Origin of the sequence: Bifidobacterium sp. ESL0728 (assembly GCF_029392015.1) — a bacterium.
Taxonomy (GTDB): Bacteria; Actinomycetota; Actinomycetes; order Actinomycetales; family Bifidobacteriaceae; genus Bifidobacterium.
In genome coordinates this window covers 1044163-1060945 of the sequence record NZ_CP113925.1, presented here as the reverse complement: position 1 = coordinate 1060945, position 16783 = coordinate 1044163, and the positions used below count along the sequence as shown (strand labels likewise).

32 protein-coding genes are annotated in these 16783 nt (G+C 56.5%); 26 read left to right on the top strand and 6 right to left on the bottom strand.

The annotated features are described in order from the left end of the window. Positions 1 to 109: 109 nt before the first annotated feature. Positions 110 to 562: a hypothetical protein gene (locus OZX67_RS04030; RefSeq protein WP_277144427.1), complete on the bottom strand. Its 453-nt coding sequence runs from the start codon at positions 560 to 562 to the stop codon at positions 110 to 112. A gap of 89 nt (positions 563 to 651) precedes the next feature. On the opposite strand from OZX67_RS04030, the gene OZX67_RS04025 reads away from it, so the two are divergent. Next, positions 652 to 1371, top strand: coding sequence for a potassium channel family protein (locus OZX67_RS04025; RefSeq protein ID WP_277144425.1), 720 nt, complete (start codon positions 652 to 654; stop codon positions 1369 to 1371). A 23-nt stretch (positions 1372 to 1394) separates the two neighbouring features. On the opposite strand, the gene OZX67_RS04020 is transcribed toward OZX67_RS04025, so the two are convergent. Then, on the bottom strand, positions 1395 to 1814 hold the full coding sequence (locus tag OZX67_RS04020; RefSeq protein ID WP_277144423.1) for an ImmA/IrrE family metallo-endopeptidase: 420 nt from the start codon (positions 1812 to 1814) through the stop codon (positions 1395 to 1397). A 17-nt stretch (positions 1815 to 1831) separates the two neighbouring features. Then, positions 1832 to 2227, bottom strand: coding sequence for a helix-turn-helix transcriptional regulator (locus OZX67_RS04015; RefSeq protein ID WP_277144421.1), 396 nt, complete (start codon positions 2225 to 2227; stop codon positions 1832 to 1834). A 115-nt stretch (positions 2228 to 2342) separates the two neighbouring features. Between OZX67_RS04015 and OZX67_RS04010 the strand changes: the two genes are divergently transcribed. Next, on the top strand, positions 2343 to 2654 hold the full coding sequence (locus OZX67_RS04010) for a helix-turn-helix transcriptional regulator (protein ID WP_277144419.1): 312 nt from the start codon (positions 2343 to 2345) through the stop codon (positions 2652 to 2654). 73 nt (positions 2655 to 2727) lie between these two features. On the opposite strand, the gene OZX67_RS04005 is transcribed toward OZX67_RS04010, so the two are convergent. Both OZX67_RS04005 and OZX67_RS04000 read right to left on the bottom strand, forming a co-directional pair. Then, positions 2728 to 2982, bottom strand: coding sequence for a hypothetical protein (locus OZX67_RS04005; RefSeq protein WP_277144417.1), 255 nt, complete (start codon positions 2980 to 2982; stop codon positions 2728 to 2730). A gap of 167 nt (positions 2983 to 3149) precedes the next feature. Continuing rightward, complete coding sequence (locus OZX67_RS04000; RefSeq protein ID WP_277144415.1) at positions 3150 to 3773, bottom strand: hypothetical protein; 624 nt, start codon at positions 3771 to 3773, stop codon at positions 3150 to 3152. A 43-nt stretch (positions 3774 to 3816) separates the two neighbouring features. Between OZX67_RS04000 and OZX67_RS03995 the strand changes: the two genes are divergently transcribed. The 23 genes from OZX67_RS03995 to OZX67_RS03885 all read left to right on the top strand — a co-directional run bounded on the left by OZX67_RS03995 (position 3817) and on the right by OZX67_RS03885 (position 15660). Beyond that, a complete protein-coding gene (locus OZX67_RS03995) occupies positions 3817 to 4011 on the top strand; it encodes a hypothetical protein (RefSeq protein ID WP_277144413.1) in 195 nt (64 codons plus the stop codon). After that, complete coding sequence (locus OZX67_RS03990) at positions 4008 to 4136, top strand: hypothetical protein (RefSeq protein WP_277144410.1); 129 nt, start codon at positions 4008 to 4010, stop codon at positions 4134 to 4136. The genes OZX67_RS03995 and OZX67_RS03990 overlap by 4 nt, the downstream gene beginning before the upstream one ends. A gap of 67 nt (positions 4137 to 4203) precedes the next feature. Next, positions 4204 to 4608, top strand: coding sequence for a replication-relaxation family protein (locus tag OZX67_RS03985; protein WP_277144408.1), 405 nt, complete (start codon positions 4204 to 4206; stop codon positions 4606 to 4608). Next, positions 4592 to 4819 (top strand): hypothetical protein, encoded by a 228-nt coding sequence (locus OZX67_RS03980; RefSeq protein ID WP_277144406.1) that lies wholly within the window; start codon positions 4592 to 4594, stop codon positions 4817 to 4819. Before OZX67_RS03985 ends, OZX67_RS03980 begins: the two co-directional genes overlap by 17 nt. Then, positions 4816 to 5391, top strand: coding sequence for a hypothetical protein (locus tag OZX67_RS03975; protein WP_277144404.1), 576 nt, complete (start codon positions 4816 to 4818; stop codon positions 5389 to 5391). The genes OZX67_RS03980 and OZX67_RS03975 overlap by 4 nt, the downstream gene beginning before the upstream one ends. Then, positions 5381 to 5932, top strand: a complete 552-nt coding sequence (locus OZX67_RS03970; protein WP_277144907.1) for a single-stranded DNA-binding protein — start codon at positions 5381 to 5383, stop codon at positions 5930 to 5932. Before OZX67_RS03975 ends, OZX67_RS03970 begins: the two co-directional genes overlap by 11 nt. Positions 5933 to 6025: 93 nt before the next feature. Continuing rightward, the gene (locus tag OZX67_RS03965) at positions 6026 to 6337 is read left to right on the top strand and encodes a hypothetical protein (RefSeq protein ID WP_277144402.1); all 312 of its coding nucleotides are present in this window, start codon (positions 6026 to 6028) and stop codon (positions 6335 to 6337) included. Then, positions 6334 to 7752: a ParB/RepB/Spo0J family partition protein gene (locus OZX67_RS03960; RefSeq protein ID WP_277144400.1), complete on the top strand. Its 1419-nt coding sequence runs from the start codon at positions 6334 to 6336 to the stop codon at positions 7750 to 7752. Before OZX67_RS03965 ends, OZX67_RS03960 begins: the two co-directional genes overlap by 4 nt. Continuing rightward, on the top strand, positions 7749 to 8768 hold the full coding sequence (locus OZX67_RS03955) for a helix-turn-helix domain-containing protein (RefSeq protein WP_277144398.1): 1020 nt from the start codon (positions 7749 to 7751) through the stop codon (positions 8766 to 8768). Before OZX67_RS03960 ends, OZX67_RS03955 begins: the two co-directional genes overlap by 4 nt. Then, positions 8765 to 9040, top strand: a complete 276-nt coding sequence (locus OZX67_RS03950) for a hypothetical protein (RefSeq protein WP_277144396.1) — start codon at positions 8765 to 8767, stop codon at positions 9038 to 9040. Before OZX67_RS03955 ends, OZX67_RS03950 begins: the two co-directional genes overlap by 4 nt. After that, on the top strand, positions 9037 to 9627 hold the full coding sequence (locus OZX67_RS03945) for a hypothetical protein (protein WP_277144394.1): 591 nt from the start codon (positions 9037 to 9039) through the stop codon (positions 9625 to 9627). The genes OZX67_RS03950 and OZX67_RS03945 overlap by 4 nt, the downstream gene beginning before the upstream one ends. Next, entirely contained in the window at positions 9617 to 9898 is a 282-nt protein-coding gene (locus OZX67_RS03940; protein ID WP_277144393.1) for a hypothetical protein, read from the top strand. The genes OZX67_RS03945 and OZX67_RS03940 overlap by 11 nt, the downstream gene beginning before the upstream one ends. Continuing rightward, positions 9895 to 10536 (top strand): hypothetical protein, encoded by a 642-nt coding sequence (locus OZX67_RS03935; protein WP_277144392.1) that lies wholly within the window; start codon positions 9895 to 9897, stop codon positions 10534 to 10536. Before OZX67_RS03940 ends, OZX67_RS03935 begins: the two co-directional genes overlap by 4 nt. A 62-nt stretch (positions 10537 to 10598) precedes the next feature. Next, positions 10599 to 11015 carry a hypothetical protein gene (locus tag OZX67_RS03930; protein WP_277144390.1) on the top strand — a complete coding sequence of 139 codons (417 nt, stop codon included), beginning with the start codon at positions 10599 to 10601 and terminating at the stop codon, positions 11013 to 11015. A 1-nt stretch (position 11016) separates the two neighbouring features. Further along, positions 11017 to 11541, top strand: coding sequence for a hypothetical protein (locus tag OZX67_RS03925; protein ID WP_277144388.1), 525 nt, complete (start codon positions 11017 to 11019; stop codon positions 11539 to 11541). Beyond that, positions 11538 to 12392 carry an ATP-binding protein gene (locus OZX67_RS03920; protein WP_277144386.1) on the top strand — a complete coding sequence of 285 codons (855 nt, stop codon included), beginning with the start codon at positions 11538 to 11540 and terminating at the stop codon, positions 12390 to 12392. Before OZX67_RS03925 ends, OZX67_RS03920 begins: the two co-directional genes overlap by 4 nt. Then, positions 12389 to 12640 (top strand): hypothetical protein, encoded by a 252-nt coding sequence (locus tag OZX67_RS03915; RefSeq protein ID WP_277144384.1) that lies wholly within the window; start codon positions 12389 to 12391, stop codon positions 12638 to 12640. Before OZX67_RS03920 ends, OZX67_RS03915 begins: the two co-directional genes overlap by 4 nt. After that, positions 12637 to 12885, top strand: coding sequence for a hypothetical protein (locus OZX67_RS03910; protein WP_277144382.1), 249 nt, complete (start codon positions 12637 to 12639; stop codon positions 12883 to 12885). The genes OZX67_RS03915 and OZX67_RS03910 overlap by 4 nt, the downstream gene beginning before the upstream one ends. Next, positions 12882 to 13250, top strand: coding sequence for a hypothetical protein (locus tag OZX67_RS03905; RefSeq protein ID WP_277144379.1), 369 nt, complete (start codon positions 12882 to 12884; stop codon positions 13248 to 13250). The genes OZX67_RS03910 and OZX67_RS03905 overlap by 4 nt, the downstream gene beginning before the upstream one ends. Next, on the top strand, positions 13243 to 13494 hold the full coding sequence (locus OZX67_RS03900) for a hypothetical protein (RefSeq protein ID WP_277144377.1): 252 nt from the start codon (positions 13243 to 13245) through the stop codon (positions 13492 to 13494). The genes OZX67_RS03905 and OZX67_RS03900 overlap by 8 nt, the downstream gene beginning before the upstream one ends. Next, complete coding sequence (locus OZX67_RS03895; protein WP_277144375.1) at positions 13491 to 13928, top strand: hypothetical protein; 438 nt, start codon at positions 13491 to 13493, stop codon at positions 13926 to 13928. The genes OZX67_RS03900 and OZX67_RS03895 overlap by 4 nt, the downstream gene beginning before the upstream one ends. Before the next feature lie 244 nt (positions 13929 to 14172). After that, positions 14173 to 14679 carry a hypothetical protein gene (locus OZX67_RS03890; RefSeq protein ID WP_277144374.1) on the top strand — a complete coding sequence of 169 codons (507 nt, stop codon included), beginning with the start codon at positions 14173 to 14175 and terminating at the stop codon, positions 14677 to 14679. A gap of 246 nt (positions 14680 to 14925) precedes the next feature. Continuing rightward, positions 14926 to 15660 carry a hypothetical protein gene (locus OZX67_RS03885; RefSeq protein WP_277144372.1) on the top strand — a complete coding sequence of 245 codons (735 nt, stop codon included), beginning with the start codon at positions 14926 to 14928 and terminating at the stop codon, positions 15658 to 15660. Between the two features lie 29 nt (positions 15661 to 15689). Here the strand turns inward: OZX67_RS03885 and OZX67_RS03880 are convergent, their stop codons facing one another. Further along, entirely contained in the window at positions 15690 to 16409 is a 720-nt protein-coding gene (locus OZX67_RS03880) for a hypothetical protein (protein ID WP_277144370.1), read from the bottom strand. A gap of 102 nt (positions 16410 to 16511) precedes the next feature. Between OZX67_RS03880 and OZX67_RS03875 the strand changes: the two genes are divergently transcribed. Next, positions 16512 to 16775, top strand: coding sequence for a hypothetical protein (locus OZX67_RS03875; RefSeq protein WP_277144368.1), 264 nt, complete (start codon positions 16512 to 16514; stop codon positions 16773 to 16775). Positions 16776 to 16783: the final 8 nt, after the last annotated feature.

Genomic DNA, 16783 nt, shown 5'->3' with positions numbered 1-16783 from the left:
TTCGCGCTAGAATAAAGCACGGAACGACTTCTTACTAGTCACTTGAATCCGTTTCACCGCCCTCGCCGGGCTGCAACCTGGCGGGGGCATCTTCTTCGTTCGGGACGGTTTACTGCTTGCTCATGCGGACTGTCGTTGTGGTGCCCAGGGCGGACTGCTCATAGGTGAGCTGTTTGCCGTCGTAGGTGAATTTCTTCGTCGCATCCTGTGAGGCCATAATCGAGGTCTTCATGGTCTCGGTATCACCCTGGCTCGTCCACGAGTATGCGCCGGCTTTGGTCGGTGCGGTGAACGTGCCCTTCCAATACAGGCTCTTCTGGTCGGGCTTCACCCAGTTGATCTCGATTGAGTTGGCGGTGACTATGGCCTCCATGTAAGTATCTTTTGACTCGGAATTCGTCTGCTTCCAAGTACCGGTGAGATCCGCAGGTTTCGGTGCAGGCTTCGTCTGCGAGGACGAGGTGCTTTTGCCTGCGTCACCTTGCGACGACGACCCGCAAGCCGCAAATCCCGTAAGCATCACCAGAGAAGCCACAACTGCTGCTATCTTCTTCAGTTTCATAATTATCTCTTTTCCTTCAAGCCACACATTGACGTGCAACACAATTTATAAATCCGTCTCTGTCCCGCTTCGGGAGCAAAGTCATACCTATGAGATTGAAGAAGTGGGAGTCGGTCACCGAGTGGCCGCTGACGATACTGTCGATAGTGTTCCTGATTATCTACGCGTGGCAGATAATCGACGAACCCAAAGGAATTTGGAACACCGCCGCCGAATGGACGATGAACGGGCTGTGGGTTATATTCGCACTCGACTACGTGATATCCTTCGCGCTCGCGGACGGCAAGTGGAAGTTCTTCAAGACTCACTTGTTCGATCTTGCAGTCGTCGTTCTTCCTGTCGTGAGGCCATTGAGGGCGTTGCGAGTACTGACAGCGCTCAACACGTTGCATCGGACGAGCGGCATGGCTTTGCGCGGCAAGATCATCATCTACGTTGTGGCCTGCGCCGTGCTCCTGGTACTGATTGGATCTCTCGCTGTGCTTGATGCCGAACGCTATGCGCCCGGAGCCAACATACACACTTGGCCTCAGGCTTTGTGGTGGACGTTCGTCACTATAACGACTGTCGGCTACGGGGATTTTGTGCCTGTCACCGCCACCGGTCGTATCATTGCCTTCGTGCTTATGCTTGCCGGCATCGGCCTCATCGGTGTCATCACTGGCACATTCGGCTCGTGGATCGTCGACGAAGTGAGCGCAGACGAGAAAAAGAGCACTGAAATCACAAGGGCACAAATCGAGGACGTCTCGCAGAGGCTTGAGCGAATCGAAAGCATGCTGAAAGAACAATCCAACAGAACGATTTAAGCTACTCCGGCAACAAATATTCGCTAACATGCCTTCATCACTATCCTTCGAGGTTCTTGATTCTGCAGCCACGATCGGAAATCTTCGACCACTTGCCTCGTCACATTGAGTTCACTGGCAATCTTGGAAGAATCCCCATCGTACATTTCTTCCGCAAGCTTGTACTTGGGCACATCAATGAGGTGCAGCGCCGTCTCACGTCTTGTTCTGGCCTCGGCGGCCATACCCGTTCTCGATCCACAGCCTCGGTCATCGTGTTCGGCATGGACCAATTCGTGACACAATGTGCATCGACGCACATATTCCGGGAGATTCTGGTCAATCACAATCAGACGGTATGGCCACAAATAGAGGCCATCACAATCGCTGGGTATTGATTCTTCGATCACCTCGAATCCCAATGCCTGAGCCGTGGAAAGCATCTCGTCGTAACACTGCATCATCACAGTATCCCCTCTCGTCAATCGAGTGGTATATCTTTCTCTGCTTGTTTGTACTTATCACGATTCGCGGCAAGGTCATACTTATCAGGATTCATAATCATATCTTGAATTTTTGCCTCCCGACCCTGATCGCTTCTCGGCGGTTTATACTCGCCCATTTCAGCAATTAATCGCTCATACGCCGAATCAACAACTTTGCCGGGATTAATCTTAAGCAGTTCACAGGTATTCAAAAGAGCTTCCAAAGGCATAGACGGTTTAGCATTCAGCCATCTTGAATATCCCGACTTTGAATGTCCCAGCAGTTCAGCAACCTTGCTCTGAGGTATTCCGCATCGAGCGAAATTAGCTTTCAGTTCTAGCCCAACTAACTGTGAAAAACGTTGGCTACGTATATCTTGCTCTTGAGTCATGTGAGCATCTTATATCTTAATTCAAGCAATTGCAATTCACATTCCGAATAAGTTGTTTCTCACTTGTGACATACCTGTTTTGACAATTTCACATATAAAGTATATTGTGGCTCACATGAGCAACGTAAATGCAGAAGTCGGCCATAGAGTTGATGAAATCCGTCGCAAGCACGGCATGACGAAACGTGCGCTCGCAGAGATGTCAGAGATACCTTATTCGTCATTTAACGCAAAAATTTCAGGTCGTAGAGGATTCGACGTTAGTGAGTTAGTGCACCTAAGCGAGGCAACCAGAGAAAAACCCTCAGAATTCTTTCCTCCAGAAATTTTTAACATTCAGGACGCTATTTGCAGTTCTCAGGGTCAGCCTTCTGCCGCCACGGCGCTCGCGGACACCAACCAATCGAAGGAGATGGATCATGAGTGATTGCATAGAAATCAGCACCTGTGACATCGCCCGGGCACTGGAGTATCTGGGCGGCGGGAAGTCGCGGCAAAGGTCAGGAGAAAGCGATTCTGGCTCCGTCCGAGATGGTGTCGGTGTCGACAAGCGTCCACCAGACCATCGCGCGCGGGTTGACGTTGACGCTGCATGGGACGGAAACCCCCTTGACGTTGGCCATCATGGACACCGCCTCCCCGTCCTTCAATCCTTGATCGAGATTCTCAAGGAGATGCACCGCATCATCGTCGCCGGCAAGATCAATCTGCCGCACCTGCCCAGCCTTCGTCTCGAATCTAAAAGAGTACGCCATGCCAATACTTCCTTCCTTCATTGGATTTCTGGTTACTGCAATTCCAATTCTAACGATGGAAGGAACCTACTTTTCCTGCTTCGTGGAAGTAGACAATCTTGAAAGGCGTTGGTGAGTCCTATGTACAAGCGCATCGAAACGGATACGGAATCATGATTGCTAATGATTCAATGGCGCTTTCCGTCGGTGAAGCTCTTCTTGATTTTATCGGTTCTACGGCTGCCGAGCTCAGTGGTATAGACGATATGGACAGTTGCGCCGGTAGAGCCGCTTCCGAGAATAAAGACGAATCCGCTGGCATTATTCCTGTCGATGGACTGCTGGCTTTTTCGAATCTGCTTCGTGAGGAGCTTGCATTCGAGCGAAGCCTCTCCGAAAGCGGGTATTTCCTCGAACCGTCGGTGAGTGAGGGTCTCGTCTTCCTGGCGAAGGAACACGGTCACGTCTCGTGCCTCGTGACCGCAATCATTCACGATGTAGACGGTCGAGCTTTTTCCATCGAATTCGACCCGCCAGTTGTAGACCGTCTGGTCCGCGGTGACGGCAAGCGCCCGGTTGCTGATCGTGTTCGCGTCTGTACTTATCTCGTTCGCCTTGGATGCAAGGTCGTTGGCCTTACCGGCCAGCGTCTTCGAGTCTCCGGCGATCCTGTTGGCTTCCTTCGCTGTGGCGTTTGCCTGCTTCGCGAGCTGGTTGGCCGCATGCGTCTGGACCAGGGCGACAATGCCGGCGATGCCACCGAGCCCGCCGACCATGCTTCCTATATCCGCGATGATATCGAGCACGTTCATACACCGGATTCTAGCAAACCCGGGACCGGAAAGGAGCCGAGCCATGAGTGAGGAATTCAAAAGAACGCTTTCCATGCTGGGGTTGCTGCTGGTCGCGGCATCGATGCTGGCAGTCGTGCTGTGGATGTGCACCGGCCCAGCATGCGAGACGCCGCTGCTGCATCTGATCGCAGCGATGTGGGCGTTTCTGATTTGCCCGCTGATTGCGGTCACGATTCTCGAGGGAGGCGGCGAATGAGCTGGCAGGCATGGGTACTGCTCGTCTACGGCGTGATCATGGTGATCGCGGCGACGGGTTCCAAGCAAGGCAAGACGGTGACCTACACTACCGCGTCACTGGTCACGAGCGCGATCAGTCTCTGATTTTCAGCAAAAGAAAAGCCCCGCGGCAACGGGGCTTCAAAACAACATTCAAGGAAAGGATACCACAATGACCCATCTCATCCAAGGCAGCATCGACGAGCCCACTGTGGCCGGCACCCGCGCCGGCGACCCGTGGACGAGCCAGCTGGCCGCGACCGGTGTCAACGTCGTGCAGAAGCAGAAGCTGACGCTCGTCGCGATGTACCAATTGCGGCGGCATTCGGGCATGCCGCTGGAGGCGTGGCGTGTGGCGAGGCAGGCGCAACGGATCAACCGTCTCCGGCACCCGGAGGCGCACCCGCTGGGCGAGAGCACGATACGCACGCGTCTCAAGGAGCTCACGAAGCTGGGCATGGTCGAGGAGTTCGACCGTGAAGGCGTCACGGAGTCGGGCGGACGGTGCACGCGCTATCGGCTCACGCCGATGGGGCGCGACGAGGCGAAGGAGGTCGAGGATGACGAAAGCCGATAGGGAAAGGGTGTGGCTGACCAGCAGGGAGCTCGCCGCGCGGTGGCATTGCGCGATGGGGACGCTGGCGAACTGGCGCTACCAAGGCTGCGGGCCACACTTCAGCAAACAGGGCCGGACGGGTGCGCATGGCGTGCGAATCCTATACGACCTGGCCGATGTGGTGCGCTGGGAGAAGGACCACATGATGAGCTCGACCGTGGAGGCGGCATGATGGGGCGCTATTCGAACGATTATCTGGAGAACCTTTACAATCTCGCCCGCAAGGACGGGTGCGAGACGCTGACACCGGCGGAGAGGCTTGCCCTGGGGCGCTGGTGCCGGAAAAACGGCAAGACGATACCCGGAGAGATTCCCACGAAACAGGACAAGTCGGCCGGAACCGTCCCCCCGCAACCTGTACAGGACAAGCCGGCCGACACAAAGGGCACGCCGAAACTCGTGAAGCCTGCCGAGGCAACAGTGCAGGCACCGAAACCGAAGGAGGCCGATGCCGATGGCTTGGAATGGGTCGGCGACGACTGGCCTGAAGGCGCGGTCGAGTGCGAGCCAAAGCGCGGCAGGTGGTGGTCGGTTGCGGAGGCGCTGACCGACCACCGGGGCAGGGTCGCGATGGTGGAGTCGGGTCTTGCGCGCGAGCGTGCGCGTGACCTGGCTACGCGGATCCGCACGGGACATCTGCACAGCTTCGCGCCCAAGGGCAGTTTCGAGGCGAGGTACATACGCCGTGACGGCAAATACTCCGTACTCGCACGCTATGTGGGAGGCGAGCCCGATGGCAGGTGAAACGATGCTGACGATCATCGGTAACCTTACGGCTGACCCCGAATTGAGGACGACCGGCGGCGGGACACCCGTGGCGAACTTCACGGTCGCTTCGACGCCGAGGACGTTCAACCGTGAGACGAAAGGTTGGGAGGACGGGCCGGCGCTGTTCATGCGCTGCTCGGCCTGGCGTGACATGGCGTCGCATTGCGCGTCAAGCCTGGCGAAGGGCATGCGGGTGATTGTGCGCGGCACGCTCGGACAGCGCTCGTACACGGCCAACGACGGGAGCAACCGCACGGTGGTGGAGCTGACGGTCGACGAGATCGGCCCGTCTTTGCGTTATGCCACCGCCCAGGTGCACCGGATCACGCAGAGACACGGGTTCAACGGCACGTATGGCGACCCCAACCGCAAGCCATTCCCCGCCAACAGCCAGCCGGCACGGCAGAACGCCGGCCAGCAGCCGGCTTTGGGCACTGACCCGTTCACCCAACGCGCGGCCGACGCGGAGGCGGACGCCGAGTTCGGCAACGTCGATTCCGGCCAGCCGGAGTTCTGAAAAAAAATGAGCAATCTTATCCTCGCCCTGCTGATCGCCCTGACGGTATTCGTCGGGTGGCTCGGCGGGAGGAAATAAAAAAAGGAGATCAAGATGACCGATAACAACGATAAAGATCATATTCCCGAGGGGCTGCGGTTCGTGCTCTCGGTGACGACCCCGTGGGGCGAGAGACCTTTGGGCTCCATCAGCCTGCCCAAAACCTTGGAGGACGGGAAACTGCTGGCACCGGTGGAACTCGACCCCATAGTGACCAAAGGGAACGCCGGGCGGACGGCTGCAGTGGCCGCGGAGCTGCTGGCCCAGGCGCTTCGCGCGTCCGGAAGGCATGAGGCCGGTGATATGGCGTTTTTGGGTGGCCGTCTGGATTCTGTCGGACGGCTGGTCGAGGAGGAGCAATCATGAGTGACAACAACATCCAGATGATCAAAGTGAGCGATCTGCACCCGCATCCCGGCAACCCACGCAAGGATGTCGGCGACGTGAGTGAGCTGGCCGACAGCATCAAAGCCCAAGGGATAAAACAGAACCTGCTTGTGGTGGAGAATCCCGATGGTGATGGATACCGTGTCATCTGGGGGCATCGCAGGCTTGCGGCCGCTAGGCTCGCGGGACTGGAGACAGTGCCGTGCATCATCGACAGCCTGGATGACAAGCAGCAATTGGAATTGATGATCGTCGAGAATTGCCAGCGCAGGAACCTCAGCGCAATCGAGGAGGCCGACGCCTACCAGGGGCTGCTCGACCTCGGCGACACTGCCCCCAAGATAGCCAAGAAAACGGGACGCAGCGCGAAATACGTGCGCTTGCGCCTGAAGATGGCCGCGATCCCCGAGACTGTGAGATCCAAGTCGAAGGATTTCGCGCAACTATCGGTCTCCGATCTGGAGGCGCTTGCGGAGTTCGACGACGATCCGGAGACACAGGCGGAGCTTGCCGAGACGGCGGGAACGGACAATTGGGGCTACAGGCTCCAACGGCTGCGGGAACGCCGTATGGAGCGCAAGTGGAGCGCGGCCGCCCGTCTCGCCGTCGAAAACCTCAAGCTGGAGGTGTCGGAGCTGGAGGGCAAAGCCTACGACAATCGCAAGGGCTACCGGTACCCCGATCTAATCTGCGCGAAGAAGAGCGAGACCTTCAAATACCAGTGGGAGGGGTGGCTCAATCTTCATGGCGACCCCCACCCGATGCTCCTGGTGGAGCACGAATCGACCGGCGTGGACAAATACTGGGTGTACGAGCATCAAGACGATTCCGAAGAAGAAAAGCAAAAGGAAGAGGAGAAAAAGCGCAAGGCCAAGGAACACATCAGACTTCAGCCAATCAAGGACCTTGACTCGACCAGCCGCGAGCTGCGCGAGGAATGGCTCCACACCAACCTCCACACCCTCACCAAGCCGAAAATCACGGACGCGGTCACCGCCCTGGCGCTCGCCGACCTGATGGGCACCAGCTCCTACAACTACAGCCGACACGGCGACATCAACATCGACGACCTCTCGGTGGAGGCATGGAATCGGATCGCCGGCAACATCCTCCCCCACCCCAAGAAGGACAGCAAGGCCGGCATTTGGCACCTCATCGAACCCGACAACTGGCAGGCCATGCGCCAGGAACAGGAGAAGAACCCACAACTCGGGCTCCTCCATCTGCTCTGCGCCCGCGCCGAAAGCCTCATCGACTGGGAGGCATGGGACGACAAGGACCGCCGCAAGGACATCATCGCCCCCTACTACCAGACCCTCGAAACCCTCGGCTACCCCATCAGCGACGCCGAAACCAAGGCGCTCGTGGGCAAATACGGCAAGGATGAAGCATGAGCTACCAGGCATCGAGCTGGGCACTCAGGCATGCTCCCGTGGGCAGCGACACCACCAAACGCCTGATACTGATGGCGCTCGCGGAGTTCGCCGGTCCGGACGGTACGGGTGCATATCCGGCCATCGACACCCTGTGCGACCTTGTGCGCCTGAAACGGCGCTGCGTGCTGAGGCATATCGCCGAGATGGAGCGCTCAGGGGTAATCCGCAGGGGCGATCAGAGGCTGACGCTGCATTATCGCGCCGACCGGCGTCCGGTGGTGTGGGACCTCAACATGCCGGCTACCGGCAAGAGCGGCATGCCCGTCGCGCAGGAGCATGCCATCGAACATTCACTGGCCGACGACGTGCACGCCGATGCACCCCGTGGCGACGGTTCGGACGAGAAGAACGACATGCATCAGCGTGCACCGCGTGCAACTAGCGGAGTGCACGCTGATGCACCTCGTCAAATTCGACGGGGTGCACGCACAGGCACGAACGGGGTGCATCGGCGTGCACCCAAACCGTTAGATAAACCATTACTACCCCCTGTAGTCCCCCAAGGGGACCCGCAGCAGATGGAATCGAAACAGGTGAAGCATCCCAGCACGACGCTGCCGGACGGCTGGGAGCCGACCGAAGCCCACCGGATCTACGCGCTGGAGCACGGCGTCGATCTCGACCATTCCGCCAAACGCTTCCGGGAGAACATGACTGGGAACGGCACGAAAAGCCGGGCTTGGAACCAGAAATTCCAAGCATGGCTCGAGAACGACTCGATTTACAACCTCATGCATGACAACGGGGCCAAGAACAAGCAGGACGGTGCGGACGAAACCGAGGCACCGAAGAACCACACGCACTCGTGGAAGTGCGAGCACGTGCTCGGTCTGCTCCGCCGTGACGAGGAGGGCAGCGAGCCGGACGGTCTCGCCTGTCGACTCGCGGAGCTGCTCAACAACGGTGAAAGCGGCCATGAGGCGCTGAAGGAACTCGGTTTGCCAGCCGGTTACGAAGGATTGGAGGAAGCATGAGCGTGAAGATCTTGCCCTATGAGAAAATCGGGGAATTCGCCGACAATCCGCCGGTGTGCGACGTGGATTGCGACGCCGTGGGCTGTACTTGCCATATCAGGCTCATGGACGAGGATTTCGACGGCCTGACCGAGCATGTGGCGGCGGACGGCTACACCGACACCGATATCAATGCGGCGCTCGCGGACCAGGGATGGGCCGTCGGCTCACGTGGCGTGCAGCGCGGCCACGTGTACTGCCCGCTCCACGCAAACATGGGGGTGAAAGCATGAGCAGCCAACCCAGCAAGGAAATCTGCGCGATCGTCGATCGGCGCGACGAACGGCGGTGCCTGATCGACGGGAAGAATCCTGATTGGTCGGGCGGGTCCCGTCATCACCGCAGGCCCAGAAGCCACGGTTTCACGAAGCTCAACAGCCCTTCGAATCTGATGTTTCTCGAGGGGTCGGGCACGACCGGCTGCCATGGTCAGATCCACGCCCATCCCGGTCTCGCCTACCGGTACGGGTGGCTGATCCATTCGTGGGTGGATGAGCCGAGCGAGGTGCCGTGCAAGACGCGCGACGGGTGGATGTGGCTGTTGGACGACGGCACCAGAGAGCCGCTCACCGAGGCCGAGAAGGACGAATGGTTCCTCGCGACCGGGCTTAAGTGGCGTCGGCTCGGCATCGCCATACACACCGGAAAGATGTGCACGGTGACCCTGGGCACGGGCTTCGTCGACCACGGGAAGCTCACAAAGGTCAGGGAGGATTCGGCCGGCGTGGTCGTGGTCACCCTCGACGGCTCGCAACCCTGGAGGCTGGAAAATAACGCAACCATCGAATTCGAAGAAAGGGAGAACAGAAATGAGCGATAAGAAGCAGTCCAAGTGGACGGAACCACAGCCAATCGACCTTGAGATAGGACTGGTCTGCCCGCACGGCGTGTTGCCGATGGTCAGGACGAAGCATATCGACAAGAAGAACGTGTCGCTGGCCACCACGGACAAGCTCGCGGAGATGGAGCAGCACAACGAGGCACTCGGCATCAAACCGAGCGAACTGTACGACTGCCTCGAAAAGAACATCCGGAGAATCGCAGACGGCATGGCCATCATCGCAAACCAGTATCGAAAGGACGGACGATGAGCAAGAGTTCCGAAGAAGGCAAGCCCGAACGGCTCCTTTGGATTGATATCGAGACCACTGGCCTCGACCCTGAGCATGACACGGTGCTGGAAGCCGAGCTGCGGGTCACATCGATGGATGCCAAACGCGTGATGGACAGCCGGCATGTGGTCTTCGGCGTCGGCGACGACACGATCATGCCGATGACGGAAGAAGTGGTCGCGATGCATACGGCCAATGGCCTTCTTCACGACGCTTTCGGCAGAGCTTCGGACTTCCATCATCAGGTGACAGTATTGTGCGTGTTCGCTGAGATTCAGCTTGGACGCTGGACGCTGCACCCTGCAGGAAGCAACCCGAAATTCGACCTTGCTTTCCTCGAACGATTCATGCCAGAGCAGATCAAAAGTTTCCATCACCGGATGCTTGACCTGGACTCCCTGCGCATGGCTTTCGAGGCTGCCGGCCTTGACCTGCCAGATCAGACGCCCACCGATCACCGCACGCACACTTGCCTCGACCGAGACATCAAACAGTACAGGACGATGCTGCAGATGCTGGGCAATCTTCAGACTTCGGGCAAGCAACCGAAAGAAAAGACGAATAGAAAAAGAATCGATCACGCCATCGCGAATATCAGGAAAGAAGGACTCTGTTGAGATACCACAGGATAAGCCCGTGCCCGCTGTGTGGAGGAAAGGTCAAGGCCGACACTTCGGATATGAAACTGATCGGAGCGGATTTCATCATCTTCCGCTGCAACCGCTGCGGGTACGAGATGAGGCTCAGGTTCCCTGAGTACACGGATTCGTGGGATGGCGGCGACCGCCTGCAGGCGTGCATCGTCGGATGGAACCGCATGATCAACACGCGACCCTGCCCCCGCTTCCCGCTCGCTTCACGGCAACGCTGCCGGGTCTGCGGGTGCGACGACCTCCACGCCTGCCACACCGCGAACGGCTCATGCCAATGGGTCGAACCCGACCTGTGTTCAGCCTGTGCAACCCGGCAGCAGATGAATGATGCGCTCAACGCTTTTCACGACGCCGGCAAAAGCGTCCTCAGTTTCATGACGGCGCTCGCGGGCGGCTGGCGAATTTTATTCGACGGGCTTGCGGGATGTGCAAGGAGGAAGTGAAATGAGCGAACGTGAGGAGACGACGGCGATGCTGTCGAAAATGGTGCAACGCAGGTGCGAGTCACGGCACCGGTTCTCGGCCCCCGAGGTCATGCTTGAGGATCCAAAGACCGGCAATGCGGTAAGAGTGGATTTCATGGGTTTCGACCCGTACATGTGCGGCAGCCCGTATCCCAATCCTTCAAGCGTCGGCCTCGGGAAATTCACGGCCTATGAGGTCAAAAGCTGTTGGGCTGATCTGACCAGCGGGCACGGCCTCAACATTCTCGGCGACCAGAATTTCCTGGTAACCACGAACGAGGTGGCCGACCGGCTCACCAACGGCGAGATGGCGTCATTGCGCCGGCGTCTTGACGAGGTGCTCGTGCCGATCGGCGGACGCTTGTGCGTGGCGCGGCGGTGCAAATGCTTCGCCCATTCAGAGCGTTACCGGTATTCCAACGACGAGCTGCTGCTCGCCATATTCATGGCGCAGACACACCACGCGCCCATCAAAATAAACGAAATCAAAAAGGCGGAATCATGAGCGGCATAGAGGTCGGGATGAACGAGATGGAGGAGCGGAATGTCTTCAACACACTGACCGACGCGGGCGCTGGCGTCGATGAAGGCCACGAGCCGGTATGGGGCGTGGAAGCGAAACGGATGTTTGACACCATAGTCGCGGAGCGCAAGGCGAGGAGGCGCTTGGAGGAGCACCATCTACGGCCTGTGAGCAGGGTGCTGTTGACGGGGGTTCCTGGAACGGGCAAGACGACGATGGCCATGAGCTTGGCCGACAAACTCGACATGCGTCTCGCGAGGGTCAGGGCCGACAGGCTGATCACTTCGGATCTTGGCGGGACACTGCGGAACATCGGCGTCGTCTTCGACGTGCTGGGTCGTGAGACGTCGTATCCGACGCTCCTGTTCCTCGACGAGGCCGATGCGCTCCTGACATCCCGCAAAAATTCTTCGGAGGATGTTGCGGAGATGCGCCGCGCGGCCAACGTCTTTCTGCAGGCCATGGATGGGTGGAAGTCCGTTCACCTGCTGGTGGCGGCCACGAACCTTGCCGACCTGATCGACCCTGCGGCTTTGCGCCGCTTCGACATGGTCACCGAAATGCCGATGACCGACAAAAAGACGGCGGAACGCATCATCAAGGCACGTTTCAAGGAGATCATGCTCGAGGTCGGGTCTGCGGATACCGCGATGCTGGCCGGGCACGCGGAAGGGCTCGCCCCGGCGTTGATCCTCAACGCAATCGACCGGCAGGCGCGCACCGACATCGTCGCCGGCAAGCCCGTCGATCTGCAGGCCATCGCCGACGACCTCGACCGGCTTCGCGACAAACAGGCGAAGAAGCATTCAGACAAACAGGAGGAAGCGAAATGAGTGGGCACATGCCGATTATCGTGGCGACGGAAAGGAACGGGGTCATCCTGCCTTTTGGCAAGTCGGAGATTGTGGATGCCAAATCCGGTATGACGGCGATCAGTCTCGTGCGCGGTGCCGACATGGCTTTCCGCCGCATGCCGGCCGAAGATGTGCGGGAGATGTGTGAGTTGATGCGCCAGCAGTGTGACGGCATCATAGACGATCTCGAAAAACTTGGCGTTGAACAATCGAAGGAGACGGAATGAGCGTGGAGAAGAAAGACGTCCTGCCTGTTCTCAGCATGACGATCGAGACCCGGACGGGGAAACGTGATTGGGCGGTGACGGCGATAACCGGGACGCCGTACACGACGATTTGCGAGATTACCGACGAGGACGGTGATCTCGATGTGACCACGACGAGGCTGGTCATCCAAGCCGCCAAAAGAATCATCGCAGAGGCCGAGCTTAGCGTGGCTATCCATGATCGGATTTGTGGGGAAACGTCATGAGCGACTGTCTGATTAACGGCTTGCATACGCTTCGTTGCGACTGGAACGGCTGCGGCAGGATGATGCCGGCCGGCAAAGGTTACGGCTCGTATCGTGAGGCGAGCCGGGAGGCGGGAAGGCATGGCTGGACGCACTGTGTGTGTTCGCGCCATGACCTGTGCCCCGAACATGCCCAACCCATGACGCAGGGAAAACCAGAAAGGGAGGAAATGAACGTGAAGAAGCATCAAACGAGAATCAACGATGCGCTTCGGCTTATCCGTATGGGCGATGATGATGAGGCGATACGCCAGATCACAGGGCTCAACCCCGAAGCCATCAAATCTCTGAGAAACGACATCGAGAAAGAAACCACCGATGAGTAAGACAAAAACGTATCTGGTCGAATCCTCTCTCTGGCAGAAGATCACGTATGGGGCTGTTGTTCGGGCATCCAGTAAGCGTGATGCTATCCGACTTGTCGATGAATTCGCGGAACAGGGCGGCGAACTCGAATGCATCAACGACGGGCAGGGCTCGACACGAGATTCAAGTGAAATCGCGACCGTTATCGAAGATCCCGACATTTATGCCCTCCCTCGCATCGGTTTCGGAAAGGACGAACAATGAGCAAGGAAATAGCGAAGCAGGTCACTATAGACGATTTCCATGTGGGTGACGTTGTGGAGTTCGACCATCACAGCTACCACCACAAGGGCATCATCAGCAAAGTGGATGCCGAGGGGTGTGAGTTCGAGATGATCTGTGACCGGTGCAAGTCCGACCAGGCTGCGAGATGGTGGCTGCCGAAGATCGGGGGCACACCAATGGAGAACCTGACCGTCACACGAGGCAGGGACGCACTCGACAGGCTCGTCAATGAAACCTATGCGAAAACCTTGCTGATGACAGCGGGTATGTCCTTCGACACGTTCGCCATGCAATCCAGCCTCATCCCGGCTTATACATTCGGAACCAAGTGCGACGAGGCCGCCCGCTGCTTACACGACAAAGTCAGCGAGACGAGAGCGGCGCTCGCGGATCTGAAGAAGGATCTGCAATGAGCCTGTGGCAAAGAATCAAACGTTCTCTAGTAGGGGGCAAGTCGTGTTGCTGGGCCTGCCTTGACAGGTGGAACAGATTCCATCGCGATTACGTTCTCCCGGTCATGTATATCTGTCCGGAGTGCGGTGACAAGCATTGCGCTAAAGCCTCTGATCACCGTAACTTGTGTGACCGTGGCTGTTGGTATTACCTTCTGGCGCATGACTCGCGGCCGGCGCTCGCGGACTTGGGGAAGGGGCTGCAATGAGTATCGCGTCCGAGGAAGCAGAGAAAGCATTTCCCGCCCAGTATTGGCCGGGCTATGAGCCTCGTAGGGATTATAGGGGCAAGCTTGCGTATCTGGATGGTGTGACGACCGATGATATGCGGGAGGCTTATGAGCGTGGCCGTACCGCAGAAGTGACAGCCGAGGAGATTGAGGCTGGCGCGAAGGCGCTGGCCCAGAATCTGGACGGCGATTGGGAGCAGATGCCCGGGACCGTTCGGGAGAAGTATCTCGCCGATGCCTGTATCGTGCTCGAATTCGCACGCAGAATGGTCGATAAATCATCCGATATGTCGGTTGAAAGCATAATGTCTCCTTTCAAGTGTGGCCTCAGCCGGCATAACCCGTGCTACGTGCCGGGCCATGATGAGACCGCTTACCGGTGCCCCAGATGCTATCGGATGAACGTTTCCACCCACGACATCGTCGAACGCTGCGAATTCTGCGGGTTCTACGTTCGTGTACGTCCACTCAAGGAGGTTTGAAACGCATGACGATGGACAACATTGGAACACTGATCATGCAGGTGCTGATCATCTGCATGCTGACCTTCGCGGCGGGAATCGCGATAATGTACGCAATCCAATCTGCCTTATCCCGACACCGAAATGAAGGCTCCCAGACAATCCGGCACGCGCGGAACGACGGCACACGACCCAAACCCGAAAAAGACGAAAACCACAACACACAAACGGAAAACAACAGCGCTCGCGGAAGGAACGACACATATCATGGCCGAAGCAAACGATAGGAAACAACAACTCGAAAAGGACCTGCGCTCGCTGGCCGCCAACCTGCCTGCGCTGCGCGACATCGCCGCGAAAAAGGCCAGTGTGGTCGCAAGGCAGTTGGGGCACGGCTCCTACACCGCCGCACCGATACCGCTCAATCTGGGAGCTTGGCAGCTTCTGCAGGACATCAAGAAGTTCGCCCGCCAGCTTGCAAAAGTGCTGGGCTTCGCGCTCAGCTTCGACGCCGAATTCATCCTTAAGGGATCACTACAACATCTAGATGACCTTCTTGCACGACACGACGCAGGCAGCATCTGCAAGATCGCACGAGAAGCATGCAAACGCCTCGACAGGCAACTGGAACCTCCAGAGGACAAGGTGCTCATCGGTTACTGCACTGAACCGACTTGTGGAAGCGAACTCTGGTGCAACGACCAGGACATCGAATCAGGCTGGACAGTGTGCCCAAGCTGCGGCAAGACACTCAATGTGCGCGAGATACAGCAAATACGTATGCTTGCTCTTGCGAGTGCCGGGACACAAGGCACGGCAGCAGAATTGAGCAAGCTACTGGCTTCCTGCGGCTTGAGAGTACGCAGAAAGACCATCAGCGAGTGGAAGCGCCGTGGCATCGTACACCAAGCTGGACAACAAAACAATAAACCTGTATATCTGCTATGGGATATATGGCGTGCGATGAACCGAAAAACTTCATCTATCGGTTCTGATATATAAAAATCATAGAGAGCTTATCTGCCTTAGATTCAAAAACCAAGTGAATGAAGAACGATTGGAATAATAATTGACGTTGCTACTGCAGCAATCAAAGCGAAGACTTTCGCACTGTTTGTTTTACCATTATTCTTGCATAAATCGAATTTAGTAATCCATTTTTCTTTTACGAAATCAGCAACAAGCAAAATCATACCAGAAACAATAAATCCTTTACTCCAATTCGAAAGCTCGCGATAGAAAACGACACCTATACCAAGAACAATGGCACCTACAAAAAGCATCCAATCATAGTCAAAGATGAATGACCACCATTTTTTCTGCTTATCTAACTCGTCACTGAGCTCTTGAAAAACAGATTCACCCAAATTTTTATTTTCAGAACAGACAGAAAGGGTAGGGTTAAAATCCTTACTTAAAACGATTCTTATATTCTCCTCATCATATACACAATTTGATTGCAATGTAAGACTGTCATAATTCCTCGGGTCTATCGCATCAATCAACTCTTGTTCAGTGGGATATAACTGTGTTTCTGACCCATCATTAAGATCAATAATTGCTAATACAGGTTTATCCATATTATCGCTAACATCTTTATTAGATAGATTGTTCTTTTGCTTTTCATCCTCTATCATCTCTCTTGTTTTTTCATAAAAAAGTCTTATCAAAGAATCAAGATCACCTACATCCCCTGTCCATCTTGATTTAATGCTCGAATTTTTCCAAAGTTGTTCAACGTCATTGCCCATACCAGCATTCTCCTCATTCTTATTCAACAAACGCCTAAACTGTGGACGCTATTTGCATTTTACCTTGTGGACGTGCATATTGATAGTGTTGGTGCTTTCCAGATGGAGGGAACCAACGGATTCTCGAACATATTCTCGGTCATCGGGCATCCGCCGCTATCGGCGGGTGCCTTTCCTTTTATCGATTGGGGTTGCATGTTTGCGGTTACGAAGCCTGATAACAAATCAGATCAATTCCCCGATGCCAAAGGCTATCGAATCGACAAGAAGGGTTCTTTGATTGTTTACGGCAAGCACTATGGGACGCTTGCTCAATATCCTGCCGGCAGTTGGTCTTACATCAGCCAAGCGCCTCCCGTGATGTAGAATTTAGA

Bases quoted from the DNA above. Each gene is read 5' to 3' on its own strand.
- OZX67_RS03895 (WP_277144375.1), top strand. From the start codon at position 13,491: ATGAGCAAGGAAATAGCGAAGCAGGTCACTATAGACGATTTCCATGTG.
- OZX67_RS03925 (WP_277144388.1), top strand. From the start codon at position 11,017: ATGAGCGAACGTGAGGAGACGACGGCGATGCTGTCGAAAATGGTGCAA.
- OZX67_RS03950 (WP_277144396.1), top strand. From the start codon at position 8,765: ATGAGCGTGAAGATCTTGCCCTATGAGAAAATCGGGGAATTCGCCGAC.
- OZX67_RS03930 (WP_277144390.1), top strand. From the start codon at position 10,599: ATGAAACTGATCGGAGCGGATTTCATCATCTTCCGCTGCAACCGCTGC.
- OZX67_RS04010 (WP_277144419.1), top strand. From the start codon at position 2,343: ATGAGCAACGTAAATGCAGAAGTCGGCCATAGAGTTGATGAAATCCGT.
- OZX67_RS03885 (WP_277144372.1), top strand. From the start codon at position 14,926: ATGGCCGAAGCAAACGATAGGAAACAACAACTCGAAAAGGACCTGCGC.
- OZX67_RS03875 (WP_277144368.1), top strand. From the start codon at position 16,512: ATGGAGGGAACCAACGGATTCTCGAACATATTCTCGGTCATCGGGCAT.
- OZX67_RS03940 (WP_277144393.1), top strand. From the start codon at position 9,617: ATGAGCGATAAGAAGCAGTCCAAGTGGACGGAACCACAGCCAATCGAC.
- OZX67_RS04005 (WP_277144417.1), bottom strand. From the start codon at position 2,982: ATGGCGTACTCTTTTAGATTCGAGACGAAGGCTGGGCAGGTGCGGCAG.
- OZX67_RS03985 (WP_277144408.1), top strand. From the start codon at position 4,204: ATGACCCATCTCATCCAAGGCAGCATCGACGAGCCCACTGTGGCCGGC.
- OZX67_RS03995 (WP_277144413.1), top strand. From the start codon at position 3,817: ATGAGTGAGGAATTCAAAAGAACGCTTTCCATGCTGGGGTTGCTGCTG.
- OZX67_RS04025 (WP_277144425.1), top strand. From the start codon at position 652: ATGAGATTGAAGAAGTGGGAGTCGGTCACCGAGTGGCCGCTGACGATA.
- OZX67_RS04015 (WP_277144421.1), bottom strand. From the start codon at position 2,227: ATGACTCAAGAGCAAGATATACGTAGCCAACGTTTTTCACAGTTAGTT.
- OZX67_RS03935 (WP_277144392.1), top strand. From the start codon at position 9,895: ATGAGCAAGAGTTCCGAAGAAGGCAAGCCCGAACGGCTCCTTTGGATT.
- OZX67_RS03890 (WP_277144374.1), top strand. From the start codon at position 14,173: ATGAGTATCGCGTCCGAGGAAGCAGAGAAAGCATTTCCCGCCCAGTAT.
- OZX67_RS03945 (WP_277144394.1), top strand. From the start codon at position 9,037: ATGAGCAGCCAACCCAGCAAGGAAATCTGCGCGATCGTCGATCGGCGC.
- OZX67_RS03975 (WP_277144404.1), top strand. From the start codon at position 4,816: ATGATGGGGCGCTATTCGAACGATTATCTGGAGAACCTTTACAATCTC.
- OZX67_RS04020 (WP_277144423.1), bottom strand. From the start codon at position 1,814: ATGATGCAGTGTTACGACGAGATGCTTTCCACGGCTCAGGCATTGGGA.
- OZX67_RS04030 (WP_277144427.1), bottom strand. From the start codon at position 562: ATGAAACTGAAGAAGATAGCAGCAGTTGTGGCTTCTCTGGTGATGCTT.
- OZX67_RS03965 (WP_277144402.1), top strand. From the start codon at position 6,026: ATGACCGATAACAACGATAAAGATCATATTCCCGAGGGGCTGCGGTTC.
- OZX67_RS03880 (WP_277144370.1), bottom strand. From the start codon at position 16,409: ATGGGCAATGACGTTGAACAACTTTGGAAAAATTCGAGCATTAAATCA.
- OZX67_RS03960 (WP_277144400.1), top strand. From the start codon at position 6,334: ATGAGTGACAACAACATCCAGATGATCAAAGTGAGCGATCTGCACCCG.
- OZX67_RS03970 (WP_277144907.1), top strand. From the start codon at position 5,381: ATGGCAGGTGAAACGATGCTGACGATCATCGGTAACCTTACGGCTGAC.
- OZX67_RS04000 (WP_277144415.1), bottom strand. From the start codon at position 3,773: ATGAACGTGCTCGATATCATCGCGGATATAGGAAGCATGGTCGGCGGG.
- OZX67_RS03910 (WP_277144382.1), top strand. From the start codon at position 12,637: ATGAGCGTGGAGAAGAAAGACGTCCTGCCTGTTCTCAGCATGACGATC.
- OZX67_RS03920 (WP_277144386.1), top strand. From the start codon at position 11,538: ATGAGCGGCATAGAGGTCGGGATGAACGAGATGGAGGAGCGGAATGTC.
- OZX67_RS03955 (WP_277144398.1), top strand. From the start codon at position 7,749: ATGAGCTACCAGGCATCGAGCTGGGCACTCAGGCATGCTCCCGTGGGC.
- OZX67_RS03900 (WP_277144377.1), top strand. From the start codon at position 13,243: ATGAGTAAGACAAAAACGTATCTGGTCGAATCCTCTCTCTGGCAGAAG.
- OZX67_RS03990 (WP_277144410.1), top strand. From the start codon at position 4,008: ATGAGCTGGCAGGCATGGGTACTGCTCGTCTACGGCGTGATCATGGTG.
- OZX67_RS03915 (WP_277144384.1), top strand. From the start codon at position 12,389: ATGAGTGGGCACATGCCGATTATCGTGGCGACGGAAAGGAACGGGGTC.
- OZX67_RS03905 (WP_277144379.1), top strand. From the start codon at position 12,882: ATGAGCGACTGTCTGATTAACGGCTTGCATACGCTTCGTTGCGACTGG.
- OZX67_RS03980 (WP_277144406.1), top strand. From the start codon at position 4,592: ATGACGAAAGCCGATAGGGAAAGGGTGTGGCTGACCAGCAGGGAGCTC.